We start from the raw sequence: 14,421 nt of genomic DNA, 5'->3' as shown, positions 1-14,421 counted from the left end.
TTCGTCTTGGTGGACACCGCGCATTCCCGATGCTGATCGGCGCGTTGGGCCGCGTCCATCTTTCGGTGCCGTCCAACCGTTACAGTCGAGTCGTTCCCGCCATCAATCGTGTTGTCGACGACAGGAGGTGTGCGATGAAGTCTTCGGTTCGCAAGCACGCGCCTCGCAAGCCGCGAGCGTTATGTCTGATTCTGGGCGCGGTCGCGCTCCCGCTCTCGCTGTCCAGCCTCGCGCAATGGGATCCGTCCGCCACGGCCGACCTGGGCATGGGGTATGGGCAGGCTGCGTTGTCGCAGACCACGCTGGAACACACGATGGATGTGACCAGCGAGGGTGGCGAGGACGATGCCTCGGAGGAGGCGTCGACAAGTGGCCAAGCACCGATGGACGCGCAGCGCCTCCAATCGCTGACGCGCGAGTATCGTCAGCGCGTGGAACGGGATGGCGTCGAGAGCGCCAGGGCGTGGGCGTTCGAACTGGGACGCCGGGACGCGCATGAGCGGTAGCGTGCAGCGGCGACGTCGCGCATTGGCATGTTGCCCGCTCCTTTTCGCTGTCGTCGGTCTGGTCACGGCGTGCTCGGACGGGGCGCAAGCCACCCAGGCCACGGGGCGTGCGGACGCCGGCGAACAGGATCAACAGGCATTTCTCGAGGCCTACAACGCTGGTGTGCAGAGTGTCGCCGGGGCAACCTCGTCCGCGTCTGCCGATGACGGCGAGGGTGCCGCGTTCAGCGCGCAATGGCCGGCATTGAGCAGTGTGCGGATCGACGATCTCTCCCAGTTCGTGAACTCCGGCGATGCGGACGCCTGGCTGCAGGCACGATACCGGGCCCTTGGCTATCCCGGGACCGACATCGTCGATGCCAATGCGCTGCTCTTTCTCGTGCATTGGGAGGCCTTCCACGGCGTGCGTGCGACACCGTCGCAAGCGGCGGGCCTGCGTGAGCAGATGGCTGCGCACTGGGCGCGCCAGGGGGCGCAGGCGCGCGATACGCAGGCGCTCGCCAACCGCCAGCGCGTTTACGAACTGGTCGCCGCCGCCCTGGGGCGGCAGGTCGATCGCATGCGCGGCCAGGCGCGCGCGCAGGCCGCGTTCTCGCAGGCGATCCGGCAGGATTTTCAACGGCAGACCGGGAACGATCTCGCCACCATCGAATTGACCGGCGCGGGCTTCCAGTCCAGCCAGGACGCCGCATCGCAGGGAGGTTCGTGATGTTTGATCGTTCGAAATCCCGTGTCCGCGCTGTCGCCGGGCTTTTGATGTGCGGGGCGATGCTGCTCGCCGCGGCCACGGGACAGGGCGCCGATGGCGACGCGGCTGTCCAGCGCGCATTGCAACAGGCGGTCTCGCGACCGGCGCCCGCGCAGGTCGATGCACAGGCGGTCCAGACCCTATCGTTCCGGCGCGATCGCGCCATCAGCGAGCGGGTGCAGCAAGAAACCATCCAGGCCTTCGGGCGCGATCCGCAGCAGGTCGCCGACTTGGAAAAGGTGATCGGCTCGGGCGAGTTGCTGCGCCAGTTCGATGGCATTTTGCGGCGCTACGGATACGACCCGACCAATCTCGGCGACGTGCTGGCCGCGCACCTGCTGATCTCCTGGGAGGTCGCCAACGACCGCGACTCGGCGCGTGTACCGGAGGGACAGCGCGCGGTCCGTCGTCAGTTGATCGGTCCCTTGGCCGCCGTGCCGCAGATCGCCGGCATGAGCGATGCGGCCAAGCAGGCGCAGGCCGAGCGCACGGCTTATTTGACGATGGTCTCGGCGCTGTCGTACCAGACGATGAAGCGCCAGGGCAATCGCGAAGCGCTGGCGGCCTTGGCCTCGGCGGCGCGCAAAGGCCTGCAGGGCAGTGGCATCGATCTGCAGCGCATCGAACTGACCGACGACGGCCTGGTCGCGCGCTGAGCGCGGTCAGGACCGGGGAGCGCGCCGGGTCGCGCGGCTGGCGGGTCTATCGCCGGAGCGGGCCGGCCGAGCCGCGTGCCGGAGCGTTGAGCCGGCGGGCGAGCCACCATGCACCGCAGGCGGCCGCCAGGCCCGCGAACGCGAGTTCGCTGCTCCAGCGTCGCATCGCAGGGACAGTCGGCACGTCGCTGACGTTCAGCAGAACGCTGACCAGCACCAGGCCCAGGCAGCCGTAGGCCACCAGGGCAAGTGTCCAGAACAGCCACTGCATTGCACGCGCGATTTCGGCCGGCAGATCGTCCTGGGGGCGGATCAGCACTCGCCGGCCCTGCGCCAGCGCGAGCATCCACTGGCCGATGTCGGCGGGGCCGACCTTGAGCCAGTTGCGGCGGCGCAGGCCCGGGCCGTCGGCGGTGTAAACGCCGGTGGCCACCAGGTCGACACGCGAAGGGCCGCCGCGTTCGCCGGCGGCCGGTGTCGTTGCCTGGGGATTGCCTGCGATCTGGGTATTGCCGGCCACCTGTTGCGCGGGCGGTGTCTGGGCCGCCATCACCGCCGCCGGTACGGCGGCGAGCGTTGTGCCGGCAGGCGTATTGGCGATCGCGAGCTGCGACGGCGGGGCGGTCTGCGGCGGCGCTGCGCTGCGCTCGGCGGCTGGGTTGCCTACTGGCACCACGGCGGCGTCCGTACGCTGCGGCTGGGCAAGCGGCGCCTGCACGGGCACCGACGCCGGCCCTGGCTGCACCGACGCCGCCGTGCCGGGGGCCGGTGGGCCGGGCTGTGCGGTCGTCGTCTGCGGCACCTGCGGAATCGCGGCCTGCTGCGCGAGCGTCTGTGCGGGTGCGGTCGCCTGCTGCGCCGGCATCGCCTGCGCGGTGGTTGCCTGGCTCGGGACCCCCATCTGTGGTGTGTTCGTCGTCGCGGCGTTAGGCGTGGTGATGCTGGCAGTCGGCGGAGGGGTGGCCGGCACTGCATTGCTGAGCGCGCGCACGACCTGGTTGGCAGCCGATGTGATCGGCGTCGGCAGGGCCTGCGGCGTCGAGAGCGGGCCGCCGCCGGGCAGGCCTGGCTGGACGACTGTGGGCGTCGTCACCGCGCCGGGTGATAGCAACTGGTGGACGGCCTGTAGGGCATTGCCGAGCAGGTTGCTTAGCGCCGGCAGCACGCCGGTCTGGCTTGGGGGCGGTGCCGGGATGCTGGGTGCAGGCAGAGGGGGCATATGACTGCCCTCGGGTCGGGGCGCGACCGGGGCGAGGTCGTTCCCTGAACCGGCGGGAATGCCGTTAGGGGGTGCAACGTTCGGACCGAAAGGATGACCGGAGTGGAGATGACCGCCGTTCCAGGCATTGTGGATGGGTTGTCCGCCGTGAAGTGCCGGCAGCGGCGGGGGCGGCGGGACCGGAAGGCCGCCAGGGAGCGTGGTGGAGCCCGGACGTGCATCCGCCACCGGCGCGCCGCCGTCCCAGGGGCGAGCCCCGTTCACGAAGTTCACGCCGGGGAACTGTTGTTGAGCCAATTGGCCCGTCAGCAATTTCATGGTGTCGGAGAACGCGTTCGCCAACCGCGGACCAATATCAAGACCGTGTCCGCCCGGCCCGTTGTTCAGCAGCGCAGTAACTCTGCTCCGGTCGGATGAGACGCGATCTGCGATGGAGTCGAAGTGCGACACGACGAGGCCTCGGGATGACCCGGTCGGCTGTGCAGGCCGGACCCCCCGAAGGTAGCCGAACGCTTTGACGCCCACACCTGGGGACAACCCCAGGGGGGCGGACAGGTAGACGAGGCGCACGCTGCATCTACCCACTGTCGCGACGGTGCCGCATCGCGCGATCGCGGTGCAGAGCCATCCGTCGGGACTGGCGCGTGGCCGCGTGGCACCGCGGGACAAAAAAAGGGAGACCCGTGGGGTCTCCCTGAACCGGACGATGCCGGAGGACTCGGTGTTGACCTGTTCAGCTTAACGGGTCCAGCAAGCTGACGCAATGCTTCAGGTTTGCGACCTAAGTGGTTGAGGGCGAGGCAGCCTTGCGCCTTCGATCAGGGCGCCAGATCGAGGGCCGCGCGCTTGGCGGCACGCCTGGCCGACGCGGGCTGGTCCCAGGCGTTGTTGAACTGGGCCGGTTCCCAGCCGCCGTAGGTCGGATTGGCCAGCATCCACCAGCGCTCGCCGAACCAGTCGCCGTACTCGTCGAGCAACTGCGTGCGCGCCTCGCCCGTGTTGGCGAGCACTTCGACGAAGTCGCCGAGCTGATCGCCGAACTGCATCAGCACCCGGTACTGGCGTCCGGCCAGGCGGCGGCGGCAGGTCTTCTCGCTGCCGTGCTGTTCGCAGCCTTCCACGTGCGTGCCCAGTCCCAGGAACACACTGTCGTTCTTCACCGGCAGACCTTCGGCGCGCAGGTTGGCGAGCGTCGCTTCCTGCAGGTGTTGCGCGCGGTTGGACAGGTAGAGGATGGTCACGCCCTTGGCTTCGGCGGCCTTGGCGAATTCGAGCACGCCGGGGACCGGGCGGGCCTTCTTCTCGGCGACCCATTGCGCCCAGCTGACCTCGTCGTACTCCAGGCCGTTGTGCACCAGGCGTGCCTGGTAGGGCGAGTTGTCGAGCACGGTTTCGTCGATGTCCATGATCACCGCCGGCGGCAGCGCGCGTGCGTCGCCCGCCAACTCGCGCTCGGCCGGCACCAGCGCGTCCCAGTTCGGCTCGGCGAGGGCCGCATCGAGGTGGTCGGCGGCGGCGCGGAACAGCGACAGGCTGTTGGCGCGGTATTCCTCCGAACGCTGCACCCAGAGCACCGCATTGAGGTTGTCGGCGGGCGCGCTGGCGTCGGTGGCGGGCGTCGCGGCGGCTTGCGGCGCGGCCGCGGGGGCGTCGGCGGGCGCGGCCACGGGTTTGCAGGCCGCGATCAGCAACGCGCTGGCGAGCAGGGGCATGGCGGAGAACGTGGTGCGCATCGCGGAACGCCTGTGGATCGATCGGCCGGGGAGTGTAACCGCAGGTCTTCACGCCGGCATGACATCCCGGCGCACTCGGGCGATCATGCCCGCCCCGTTCGACAGGAGCCGACATGCACCAGACCGTCCGCTGGCCGGAACTGAGTCCCGCCGAGGCCCGCGTGCTCGGCTGCCTGATCGAAAAACAGGCGACCACGCCCGACGTCTATCCGCTGACCGTCAACGCTGCGCAGTCGGCGGCCAACCAGAAGACCGCGCGCGAGCCGGTGATGGCGTTGAGCTTCGGCGACACCCACCACGCTCTGCGCCAGCTCGAGCAGCATCGGCTGGCGCGGCAGTCGTTCTCGTCGCGCGCCGAGCGCTACGAGCACAGCGTGGGCAGCGTGCTGGACCTGCCGCCGCCGCAGATCGCGCTGCTCGCCGTGCTGCTGCTGCGCGGCGTGCAGACCGCGCACGAGTTGCAGGCGCGCAGCGAGCGGCTGCATGCCTTTGGCGACATCGAGGACGTGCGCCACCATCTGGAGCGGATGGCGGCCAAGGCGCTGCTGGTGCGCATCCCGCCGGGCGCGGGCCGCCGCGAGGAACGGTTCGCGCATCTGCTGTGCGGGCCGGTCGATGTCGAGAGCCTGCCGATGACCGAGCCACGGGGCGAGGCCGCGCGCAGCGACGAGGCGCTGGTGGCGCGCGTGGAGGCGCTCGAGGCCGAGGTCGCGGCGCTGCGCGAGGCCCTGGCCGCGCTCGCGCCGGCTGGGGACGTCACGCCCTGATGCCGCCGCGACGGTGGCCGCAGCGGCCGCCGTCGCTCAGCTGTCGAGCAGCGCCTTGATCGAGGCGAAGCCGTGGTTGGCGCGCTCGCGCTTGCGCTGCGCGTCGGCGACCGGGTCGGCGCCATCGCGCTGGATCTCGGCGGCCGGCAGTTCCTCGAAGAACCGGCTGGGGGTCAGTCGCAGCTTCTGACCCCAGCGCTGGGTCTCGCGCGGATACGACAGCCACAGCTGTTCCTTGGCGCGGGTGATGCCCACGTACAGCAGCCGGCGCTCTTCGTCGATGCGGCCCTCGTCGATGCTCGATTCGTGCGGCAGGGTGTTGTCGTCCATACCGATGATGAACACATAGCGGAACTCCAGACCCTTGGCGGCGTGCATGCTCATCAGCCGCACCTGGTTGCCGGCATCGCCCTTGTCGGCATGCGTGAGCAGCGCCAGCTGCGAAGCCAGTTCGCCCGGCCCCGCGCCGCGCGCGCCTTCGAACCAGTCGGCGAGTTCGTCGAGATTGCCGCGGCGGATCCGGAACAGCTCTTCGCTCTTGCACTGCGCCTGCAGCATCGCGATCAGGCCGGAGCGCTCGTTGAGCTTGCGCACCAGATCGCCCGGCAGCATGTGGCGCGCGTCGTCGCGCAGTTCGCGCAGGATGTCGGCGAACTCGCTCAGCGCATTGGCCGCGCGCGGGGTCAGCTGCTTGAGCAGCCCCATCGATTCGATCGCCCGCGACATCGGCATCTGCGCACTGCGCGAAAGCTCGGCCAGCTTGGCCAGCGTCGTCTGGCCGACACCGCGGCTGGGCGACTGCACCGCGCGCAGGAACGCCGAGTCGTCGTCAGGATTGGCCAGCACGCGCAGCCACGACATCGCGTCCTTGACCTCGCCGCGGTCCAGGAACGCGGTGCCGCCGCTCAGGTGGTAGGGCACGCGCAGCAGTTGCAACGCTTTTTCCAGCGGCCGCGAAAGGTGATTGCTGCGGAACAGGATGCAGAACTCGCTCCACTCGGCCTTGCGCGCGGACTGCAGGAAGTGGATCTCGCCGGCGACTTTCTCGGCCTCGTGCGCGCTGTCACGGCACTCCCACACCCGGATGCGCTCGCCGTCTGGTTGCGCGCTCCACAGCGTCTTGGGGTGTTCGTGCGGGTTGTTGGCGATCAGCGCATTGGCCGCGCGCAGGACGCGGTTGCTGCAGCGGTAGTTCTGTTCGAGCTTGACGATGCGCAGCGTCGGGTAATCGTGCCCCAGGGCGGCCAGATTTTCGGGATTGGCGCCGCGCCAGGCGTAAATGCTCTGGTCGTCGTCGCCAACGCAGGTGAAGTTGCCTTTGGGCCCGGCGATCGCCTTGAGCAGCCGGTACTGCGCGTCGTTGGTGTCCTGGCACTCGTCGACCAGCAGATAGCCGATGCGCTCGCGCCAGCCCAGCACCGCGTCCTCGTCGGATTCGAGCAGTTGCACCGGCAAGCGGATCAGGTCGTCGAAGTCGACCGCGTTGAACGCCGCCAGACGCTCCTGGTAACGGGCGTAGAGCGCGGCGGCCTCGAATTCGCGCGCGCTGGTCGCGGCCGCGTGCGCTTGCTCGGGCGACAGGCCGGCGTTCTTGGCGCGTGAGACCAGGCCCTGCATCGCCTGCACCACGTCGGGCTTGGCGCCGGGCAGCAGGTCCTTGATCTGCGCGGCGGCATCGTCGGCGTCGAAGATCGAAAACCCGCGACGCAGCCCCAGCTTGGCGTGCTCGATCTGCAGCATCTTCAGGCCCAGGGCGTGGAAGGTGCAGATCGTCAGCCCATCGGCGGCGTCGCCGCGCAGGCGCTTGGCGATGCGCTCGCGCATCTCCTTGGCCGACTTGTTGGTGAATGTGATCGCGGCGATGCGCTTGGCCGGGTAGCGCCCGGACTGGATCAGATGGGCGATCTTCTCCACGATCACGCGCGTCTTGCCGCTGCCCGCGCCGGCCAGCACGAGCAGCGGGCCCTCGACGTGGCCGAGAGCCTGGGCTTGTTGGGGGTTCAGACCGTACATCGGGTGGGGCGTCTGTCTAGCGACGCATAGTGTACCGGCCGACGGCGCCGGCCCCTGGGCCGGTAGAATCCGGCGATGGCCAAGCTCTACTTCTACTATTCGGCGATGAACGCCGGGAAGACCACCACGCTGCTGCAGAGCGCGCACAACTACCGCGAGCGCGGCATGCGCGTGGCGATCCTCACCCCGCGGCTCGACGACCGCGCCGGGGTCGGGCGGGTGGCCTCGCGGATCGGGCTGTCGGCCGAGGCGATCGCGTTCGACCGCGACGACGACCTGCTCGCCTGCGTGCGCGCGCTGGGCACGGGCGACGATGTGCCCAGGATCGACTGCGTGTTGGTCGACGAGGCCCAGTTCCTGACCCGCGCCCAGGTCTGGCAGCTGTCGGAGGTCGTCGATGCGCTGCGCATTCCGGTGCTGTGCTACGGCCTGCGGACAGATTTCCGCGGCGAGCTGTTCGAAGGCAGCCAGGCGCTGCTGGCCTGGGCCGACGAACTGAGCGAGATCAAGACCATCTGCCACACCGGCAGGAAGGCGACGATGACCGTGCGCGTGGACGAGCGCGGCTACGCCGTGCACGACGGCCCGCAGGTCGAGATCGGCGGCAACGAACGCTACGTGTCGGTGAGCCGGGCCGAGTTCAAGCGCATCGTGCGCGGCGAAGGCCGGATCGAACCGGCGCAGCCCGAGCTGCCGTTGTAGCGCTTCAGCGCTGGCAGCGCGGGCACCACACGGTCGCGCGCTGGGCGATCGAGGCCTGGCGCAGCACGCCGCCGCAGCGCGGGCACGGCGCGCCGCCGCGGCCGTAGGCCGACAGTTCCTGCTCGAAGTAGCCCGGCGCGCCGTCGGGGCTGATGAAGTCGCGCAGCGTGGTGCCGCCGCGCCGGATCGCATAGGCGAGGATGCGGCGGACCTCGTCGGCCAGGCGCGCGTAGCGGGCGCGCGAGATCTTGCCGGCCTCGCGCAGCGGCGAGATGCCGGCCGCGAACAGTGCTTCGGCCGCGTAGATGTTGCCGACCCCGACGACGATGCGCTGGTCCATCAGCATGGCCTTGACCGGCGCGCGCCGGCCGCGGCTGGCGTGGAACAGATGGTCGCCGTCGAAGGCGTCGCCGAGCGGTTCGGGGCCCAGGTCCTGCAGCAGCGCATGAGTCTGGCCCGGCGCCTGCCACAGCAGGCAGCCGAACCGCCGGGGGTCGTTGAAGCGCAGCACCCGGCCCGAATCCAAGGCGATGTCGACATGGTCGTGGGCGCGCACCGGCACCTCGGGCGTGAGTACGCGCAGGCTGCCCGACATGCCCAGATGCAGCAGCGCGCTGCCGGCCGCAGTGTCGAGCAGCAGGTACTTGGCGCGGCGGCGGATGCCGTCGATGCGCTGACCGGGCAACTGTGCAGCCACTTCCGGCGGGATCGGCCAGCGCAGGTCGGGCCGGCGCATCTGGACCGCCACGATCCGGCGACCTTCGAGATGCGGCGCCAGGCCGGCACGGGTGGTTTCGACTTCGGGCAGTTCGGGCATCGGGCGCGGCTGGCGTCGGGGGTGCCGACCAAGATCGGGGGTGGTGCCGGCGATTCAATGGCACGTCATGACTCGGTCATCCTGCGCGGCGAGGCCGCCGATGCCGTCAGCCGTCCCAGTCGGCCAGGGTGCGCGGCACCGGGGTCAACGCTGGGGTCACGTATTTCGGCAGACCGTCGCGCCCATAGGGTGGCGGCGCCTCGCCGCGCACCAGCGGTTCGAGATAACGGCGGGCGGCCGCGGTGATGCCGTAGCCGTCGCGGCGGATGAAGCCGGCGGGCATGGTCTTTTCGTGGTTGGCGACCTTCTCCAGCGGTGCGGCTTCGATCTTCCAGCGATACGGCGCGTCGGCGGTGCGCCGGATCACCGGCATGGTCGCGTTGCGGCCGGCGAGCGCGAAGCGCACCGCCTCGCGACCGACCGCCATCGCGTGCTCGACATCGGTCTTGGAGGCCAGGTGCCGGGCCGAGCGCTGCAGGTAATCGGGCAGCGCCCAGTGCACCTTCAGACCCAGCGCGTCCTTGACCCGACCGGCCAGATGCGCGGCGACGCCGCCGAGCTGGGCATGGCCGAAGGCGTCGCGGCCGCCGCCGGCGTCGCTGACGAAGCGGCCATCGGCGGTGCGGATGCCCTCGCTTGCGACCACGACGCACCAGCCCACGCGCTCGACCACGCGGCGCACGTTGGCCAGGAAGTCGGCCTCGTCGAACGCGCGTTCGGGGAACAGGATCAACTGCGGCGCCTCGTCCGGGCCCTGGCCGGCCAGGCCCGCGGCTGCGGCGAGCCAGCCGGCATGGCGGCCCATGGCCTCGTAGACGAAGACCTTGGTCGAGGTGTCGGCCATCGCGGCGACGTCGAGCGCGGCCTCGCGCACCGACACCGCGGTGTACTTGGCCGCCGAGCCGAAGCCCGGGCAGCAGTCGGTGACCGCCAGGTCGTTGTCGACGGTCTTGGGCACGCCGATGCAGGTCAGCGGGTAATCGAAGGCCCGCGCCAGCTTCGAGACCTTGAGCGCGGTGTCGGCCGAGTCGTTGCCGCCGTTGTAGAGGAACCAGCGCACATCGTGCGCGCGCAGCACGTCCAGCAGGCGCTCGTAGCGCGCGCGGTCGGCCTCGAGCGTGCCGAGCTTGTGGCGGCACGAGCCGAAGGCGCCGCCGGGGGTGTGCGCCAGCGCCCGGACCGCGGAGATCGGCAGCTTCGAGGCGTCGACCAGGTCCTCTCGCAGCGCGCCGAGGATGCCGTTGCGCGCGGCCAGCACGCGGACGCCTTGCGCACGCGCCTCCTGCAGGACGGCCGAGGCGGTGGCGTTGATGACGGCGGTGACGCCGCCCGACTGGGCGTAGAGCAGGGTTCCGGAGGGCATCGCAGGGCCTCGTCGATTCGGGTCGTGGCGGGATACGTTAAGCTGATGCGGCCGTTCGCCGCCCTGCCCGAGTGTAGTCGCAGGACCGGAGGGCTCCCCACACTTGCAGGAGCGTTCGATGCGTTTGGTTCTTCTCGGAGCGCCCGGTTCGGGCAAAGGCACGCAGGCCGCACGACTGAAGGAGCACCTGCACGTGCCGCACATCTCCACCGGCGATCTGCTGCGCGCCGAAGTCGCCGCCGGCACGCCGCTGGGTCTTCAGGCCAAGGCGGTGATGGACCGCGGCGACCTGGTCTCCGACGAGATCCTGCTGGGCATGCTCGAGGACCGCCTGTCGCGCGAGGACACCCGCGCCGGCTTCATCCTCGACGGCTACCCGCGCAACCTCGCCCAGGCCGCCGCGCTCGATGCGTTGCTGGCCAAGCTGGGCCAGACCTTCGATGCCGCCGTGCAGCTGGAGGTCGACAACGAGCAGATCGTCGAGCGGCTCGCCGGCCGGGCGAAGGCGGAAGGGCGCGCCGACGACAGTCCCGAATCGGTGCGCCACCGCCTCAAGGTCTATGACCAGCAGACCGCGCCGGTGATCGGCTTCTACCGCGACCACGGCCAGCTGACGGTGGTCGACGGCGTCGGTCCGCTCGACGAGGTGTTTGCGCGCATCGTCGCGGCGATCGGCAAGGCCGACGCCGCAGCCTGAACCGCGCCGAGCGCGCCGCCGGGTCCGGTGGCGGCGCGCCACGGTGCCTGCTTTCCTTCGGCGCGGCCGTCGGTCGTCCGCGCGCGCCGCAGCCGCCCGGTGCAGTGCGGCCCCGTCCAGGACCTCCAGCCCGTGAAACTCCATATTCTCGGCATCGCCGGCACCTTCATGGGCGGCGTCGCGGCGCTCGCGCGCGAACTCGGCCATGCGGTCGAGGGCAGCGACCAGGCGGTCTATCCGCCGATGTCGACCCAGCTCGAGCAGTTGGGCATCGCGCTGCGCCAGGGCTACGACCCGGCGCACATCGGCGCGGACGTCGACCAGGTGGTGATCGGCAATGCGCTCTCGCGCGGCAACCCCGCGGTCGAGGCCGTGCTCGACGCCGGCCGCGCCTACACCTCGGGCGCGCAGTGGCTCAGCGAGCAGGTGCTGCCCGGACGTGAGGTGCTGGCGGTCGCCGGCACTCACGGCAAGACCACGACGACGACGATTTTGGCTTTCCTGCTCGAGGCCGCCGGCCGCGCGCCGGGCTTTCTGATCGGTGGTGTGGCCGAGGACTTCGGCGTCTCCGCGCGGTTGGGCGGCCCTGCCGATCCTGCGTCCCCACAGGCGGGCAAAGGCACACAGGCGCCGGCGCGACCGCTGTTCGTGGTGGAGGCCGACGAGTACGACACCGCGTTCTTCGACAAGCGCAGCAAGTTCGTGCACTACCGCCCGACGGTGGCGATCCTCAACAACCTCGAATTCGATCACGCCGACATCTTCCCTGATGTCGCCGCGATCCAGCGCCAGTTCCACCATCTGGTGCGCACCGTGCCCGGCCGCGGACGGCTGATCGTCAACGGCCATGACGCGCGCCTGGACGAGGTGCTGGCGATGGGCTGCTGGACGCCGGTCGAACGCTTCGGCTTCGATCCCGCGTTCGACTGGAGCGCCGAACGCATCGTCGCCGACGGCAGCGCGTTCCGGGTCCGCCGGCGCGGCGTCGACGTGGGTACCGTCGACTGGCCGCTGCTGGGCGACCACAACGTGCTCAATGCGCTGGCGGCGCTGGCGGCCTGCGCGGCGGTGGGCGTCGATCCGGCGGACGTGCTGCCGGCGCTCGCGCGCTTTCGCAGCGTCAAGCGCCGGCTCGAACTGCTCGGCTGCGTCCGCGGGGTCACCGTCTACGACGACTTTGCGCACCACCCCACCGCGATCTCGACCACGCTGGCCGGGCTGCGGGCGAAGGTCGGTGATGCGCGGATCGTCGTGGCGATGGAGCCGCGCAGCAATTCGATGCGCCTGGGCGCACATGCCCAGGCCCTGGCGCCGTCGCTCGACGCCGCCGATGCGGTGGTCTTTCTGCACCGGCCGGAACTGGCCTGGGACGCGCGGCGCGTGGTCGAGGCGGTCCGCGGGCAGGCGCGCACGGTGCCCGATACCGATGCACTGCTGGAGGTCCTCACCGGGCTGGCGCGCGAGGGCGACCATGTGGTGTTCATGTCCAACGGCGGCTTCGACGGCGCGCCGCGGCGCTTCCTCGCCGGACTGCAGCCCGGTCAGGTGCCGGCGTAACCCATCATCGTCGACAGTTCGGCGGCCGTCCGGCGCAAAGCGTCCACATGCGCCGGATCGGGCGTGGCCGGCAGATAGTGGATCGAGCCGACGATGGCCAAGGTGCCGAACAGCGCACCGCCCGCCTGCAACAGCGGCGCGGCGAGCGCGTTGATGCCGGTGAACAGTTCCTCGGGCGCGTCGGCCCAGCCGCAGTCGCGGACCCGGTCGAGTTCGTTGCGCAGGCGCGCATGCGTGGTGATCGTGCGCGGCGTCTCGGGCTCGAGCGGCTGCGCCAGATACTGCTCGCGCAGCGCGGCCGGCCCGTAGGCCAGCACCAGCTTGCCCTGGGCGCTGGCGTGGTGGGGAAAGCGGCTGCCCGGCCGCAGGCTGATCTCCAACGGCGAGGTGCCGCGCAACACGTCGATGACCGCCACCTCCTGCTCGGCATAGGAGGCGATGACGACCGTCTGGCCGACGGCGTCGCGCAGGCGTTCGAGCGCCGGCCGCGCCAGCGTGGTCAGGTCGAAGCGCCCAACGCAGGCCTTGCCCAGCAGATAGAGCTTCCAGCCGACCCGGTACTGGTTGGTGACCGGGTCCTGCAGCAGGTAGCCGTGATCGCGCAACGCACGCAGATGCCGGTGCGCGCGCGCCTTGGGCATGCCCAGCTGCTGCGACAGCTGGGTGACCCCCAGCCCCTGGGGCGCGTTGGACAGCGCGTCGATGACTTGCAGCGACACGATGGCGGTGGGAAGCGACGCGTCCGCGGCGTCGTCGGAGGCGGGGCCGGCCTGGGCCATGGGGGTCGTCCTGTGCGGTGAAGCCGATGAACGCGGCAGGGCCGCGCCCATCAGGGTACCCCGAGGCGATGTCACTGAGGTAGACGGATGTATCGCTCCGCGAAAACCCGATAGGTCTGCACCTTGGGCGCGTCGGCGTCTTCCTGGCGCACATAGCGGATCGAACTGCGGCCCTTGAGCTGGCGCGGCAGCAGGAAGCAGCGCACGAAACGCGTGGGTTCGCGCTCGGTGGTCGGCGCCAACACCGGCGCCGGGCCCAGCTCGAACCAGGCCTGGCCCGGTCCCAGACGTTGCGCCCGGCCCTGTGTTTCGATCCCGATTTCGCCCTCGGCGCAGATCCGGATGCCGGGGCCCTGGTGCACATGGGTCAGCGCGACGCCGCCGGGCGGGAAGCCCACTTCGTCGCAGCGCATCAGCCAGTCGAAGCCCGGATCGAGTTCGACCGGCGCTTCGAGCTTGAGCGCCGTGCGGGTCGCCGGCGCCGAGGGCAGGCCCGGTGCGGCGGTGGCGGCGGTCGACAGCTCCCAGCGCCACATGCGGACGGGCGCGGCGCCGATGTTGAGCGTCAGCGCGTCCTCGCCGACCCAGGCCGCGCCCTGCAACAGCAGGGTGCCCGAGACCGCGTCCTCCACCGTGGCCTCGCCCTGCGCCAGGTACAGCGCGCGCGGGGCGGCCGGCAGATAAATCGGCGGGCAGTGGGCAGGCAGTTCGTCTTCGAACAGGCGCAGCATCAGGCTGGACATGGCGGTTCCTTGTTTCGGTGATCGATACAAAATTCAAGTCTTGACTCTTCAGTCGAGACTTATCGTATAGTGATACTTGGGTATCGAGCAACGATACAAGCAGCCGGGGGCACACCCCCTC

The 14,421-nt window shown here is 70.4% G+C and carries 14 protein-coding genes; 7 read left to right on the top strand and 7 right to left on the bottom strand.

Annotated elements, in window-relative coordinates:
* Positions 1 to 29: 29 nt before the first annotated feature.
* The 3 genes from MNO14_RS15400 to MNO14_RS15390 are packed head-to-tail and all read left to right on the top strand — an operon-like array spanning position 30 to position 1,910.
* Positions 30 to 506, top strand: a complete 477-nt coding sequence (locus MNO14_RS15400) for a hypothetical protein (protein WP_241944555.1) — start codon at positions 30 to 32, stop codon at positions 504 to 506.
* Positions 496 to 1,215 carry a hypothetical protein gene (locus MNO14_RS15395; RefSeq protein WP_241944554.1) on the top strand — a complete coding sequence of 240 codons (720 nt, stop codon included), beginning with the start codon at positions 496 to 498 and terminating at the stop codon, positions 1,213 to 1,215. Before MNO14_RS15400 ends, MNO14_RS15395 begins: the two co-directional genes overlap by 11 nt.
* The gene (locus MNO14_RS15390) at positions 1,215 to 1,910 is read left to right on the top strand and encodes a DUF6683 family protein (RefSeq protein WP_241944553.1); all 696 of its coding nucleotides are present in this window, start codon (positions 1,215 to 1,217) and stop codon (positions 1,908 to 1,910) included. Before MNO14_RS15395 ends, MNO14_RS15390 begins: the two co-directional genes overlap by 1 nt.
* A gap of 46 nt (positions 1,911 to 1,956) precedes the next feature.
* On the opposite strand, the gene MNO14_RS15385 is transcribed toward MNO14_RS15390, so the two are convergent.
* Together MNO14_RS15385 and MNO14_RS15380 are read right to left on the bottom strand one after the other, a co-directional pair.
* Positions 1,957 to 3,579, bottom strand: a complete 1,623-nt coding sequence (locus MNO14_RS15385; RefSeq protein WP_241944552.1) for a hypothetical protein — start codon at positions 3,577 to 3,579, stop codon at positions 1,957 to 1,959.
* 368 nt (positions 3,580 to 3,947) lie between these two features.
* Positions 3,948 to 4,862: an HAD family acid phosphatase gene (locus tag MNO14_RS15380; protein WP_241944551.1), complete on the bottom strand. Its 915-nt coding sequence runs from the start codon at positions 4,860 to 4,862 to the stop codon at positions 3,948 to 3,950.
* Between the two features lie 113 nt (positions 4,863 to 4,975).
* Here MNO14_RS15380 and MNO14_RS15375 point away from each other — a divergent pair, with 113 nt between their 5' ends.
* A complete protein-coding gene (locus MNO14_RS15375; protein ID WP_241944550.1) occupies positions 4,976 to 5,629 on the top strand; it encodes a DUF480 domain-containing protein in 654 nt (217 codons plus the stop codon).
* Between the two features lie 36 nt (positions 5,630 to 5,665).
* Here the strand turns inward: MNO14_RS15375 and MNO14_RS15370 are convergent, their stop codons facing one another.
* Positions 5,666 to 7,642: a UvrD-helicase domain-containing protein gene (locus tag MNO14_RS15370; protein WP_241944549.1), complete on the bottom strand. Its 1,977-nt coding sequence runs from the start codon at positions 7,640 to 7,642 to the stop codon at positions 5,666 to 5,668.
* Positions 7,643 to 7,717: 75 nt separating this feature from the next.
* Here MNO14_RS15370 and MNO14_RS15365 point away from each other — a divergent pair, with 75 nt between their 5' ends.
* The gene (locus tag MNO14_RS15365) at positions 7,718 to 8,344 is read left to right on the top strand and encodes a thymidine kinase (RefSeq protein ID WP_241944548.1); all 627 of its coding nucleotides are present in this window, start codon (positions 7,718 to 7,720) and stop codon (positions 8,342 to 8,344) included.
* A 4-nt stretch (positions 8,345 to 8,348) separates the two neighbouring features.
* On the opposite strand, the gene mutM is transcribed toward MNO14_RS15365, so the two are convergent.
* Together mutM and MNO14_RS15355 are read right to left on the bottom strand one after the other, a co-directional pair.
* A complete protein-coding gene (mutM, locus tag MNO14_RS15360) occupies positions 8,349 to 9,161 on the bottom strand; it encodes a bifunctional DNA-formamidopyrimidine glycosylase/DNA-(apurinic or apyrimidinic site) lyase (protein ID WP_241944547.1) in 813 nt (270 codons plus the stop codon).
* 106 nt (positions 9,162 to 9,267) lie between these two features.
* Positions 9,268 to 10,524, bottom strand: coding sequence for a 6-phosphofructokinase (locus MNO14_RS15355; RefSeq protein ID WP_241944546.1), 1,257 nt, complete (start codon positions 10,522 to 10,524; stop codon positions 9,268 to 9,270).
* A 118-nt stretch (positions 10,525 to 10,642) separates the two neighbouring features.
* Here MNO14_RS15355 and MNO14_RS15350 point away from each other — a divergent pair, with 118 nt between their 5' ends.
* The gene (locus MNO14_RS15350; RefSeq protein WP_241944545.1) at positions 10,643 to 11,221 is read left to right on the top strand and encodes an adenylate kinase; all 579 of its coding nucleotides are present in this window, start codon (positions 10,643 to 10,645) and stop codon (positions 11,219 to 11,221) included.
* A 168-nt stretch (positions 11,222 to 11,389) separates the two neighbouring features.
* Complete coding sequence (gene mpl, locus MNO14_RS15345; protein ID WP_241946363.1) at positions 11,390 to 12,778, top strand: UDP-N-acetylmuramate:L-alanyl-gamma-D-glutamyl-meso-diaminopimelate ligase; 1,389 nt, start codon at positions 11,390 to 11,392, stop codon at positions 12,776 to 12,778.
* On the opposite strand, the gene MNO14_RS15340 is transcribed toward mpl, so the two are convergent.
* Together MNO14_RS15340 and MNO14_RS15335 are read right to left on the bottom strand one after the other, a co-directional pair.
* On the bottom strand, positions 12,763 to 13,557 hold the full coding sequence (locus tag MNO14_RS15340; protein ID WP_241944544.1) for an IclR family transcriptional regulator: 795 nt from the start codon (positions 13,555 to 13,557) through the stop codon (positions 12,763 to 12,765). The genes mpl and MNO14_RS15340 overlap by 16 nt on opposite strands.
* A gap of 71 nt (positions 13,558 to 13,628) precedes the next feature.
* The gene (locus MNO14_RS15335) at positions 13,629 to 14,300 is read right to left on the bottom strand and encodes a hypothetical protein (RefSeq protein ID WP_241944543.1); all 672 of its coding nucleotides are present in this window, start codon (positions 14,298 to 14,300) and stop codon (positions 13,629 to 13,631) included.
* Positions 14,301 to 14,421 lie beyond the last annotated feature (121 nt).

The organism is Luteimonas sp. S4-F44 (assembly GCF_022637415.1).
Taxonomy (GTDB): domain Bacteria; phylum Pseudomonadota; class Gammaproteobacteria; order Xanthomonadales; family Xanthomonadaceae; genus Luteimonas.
This window is presented reverse-complemented; position numbering and strand designations above follow the sequence as displayed.

Excerpts from the sequence above, each read along its gene's own strand:
- MNO14_RS15400 (WP_241944555.1), top strand. The coding sequence starts at position 30 with ATGCTGATCGGCGCGTTGGGCCGCGTCCATCTTTCGGTGCCGTCCAAC.
- MNO14_RS15395 (WP_241944554.1), top strand. The coding sequence starts at position 496 with ATGAGCGGTAGCGTGCAGCGGCGACGTCGCGCATTGGCATGTTGCCCG.
- MNO14_RS15390 (WP_241944553.1), top strand. The coding sequence starts at position 1,215 with ATGTTTGATCGTTCGAAATCCCGTGTCCGCGCTGTCGCCGGGCTTTTG.
- MNO14_RS15380 (WP_241944551.1), bottom strand. The coding sequence starts at position 4,862 with ATGCGCACCACGTTCTCCGCCATGCCCCTGCTCGCCAGCGCGTTGCTG.
- MNO14_RS15375 (WP_241944550.1), top strand. The coding sequence starts at position 4,976 with ATGCACCAGACCGTCCGCTGGCCGGAACTGAGTCCCGCCGAGGCCCGC.
- MNO14_RS15370 (WP_241944549.1), bottom strand. The coding sequence starts at position 7,642 with ATGTACGGTCTGAACCCCCAACAAGCCCAGGCTCTCGGCCACGTCGAG.
- MNO14_RS15365 (WP_241944548.1), top strand. The coding sequence starts at position 7,718 with ATGGCCAAGCTCTACTTCTACTATTCGGCGATGAACGCCGGGAAGACC.
- mutM (WP_241944547.1), bottom strand. The coding sequence starts at position 9,161 with ATGCCCGAACTGCCCGAAGTCGAAACCACCCGTGCCGGCCTGGCGCCG.
- MNO14_RS15355 (WP_241944546.1), bottom strand. The coding sequence starts at position 10,524 with ATGCCCTCCGGAACCCTGCTCTACGCCCAGTCGGGCGGCGTCACCGCC.
- MNO14_RS15350 (WP_241944545.1), top strand. The coding sequence starts at position 10,643 with ATGCGTTTGGTTCTTCTCGGAGCGCCCGGTTCGGGCAAAGGCACGCAG.
- mpl (WP_241946363.1), top strand. The coding sequence starts at position 11,390 with ATGGGCGGCGTCGCGGCGCTCGCGCGCGAACTCGGCCATGCGGTCGAG.
- MNO14_RS15340 (WP_241944544.1), bottom strand. The coding sequence starts at position 13,557 with ATGGCCCAGGCCGGCCCCGCCTCCGACGACGCCGCGGACGCGTCGCTT.
- MNO14_RS15335 (WP_241944543.1), bottom strand. The coding sequence starts at position 14,300 with ATGTCCAGCCTGATGCTGCGCCTGTTCGAAGACGAACTGCCTGCCCAC.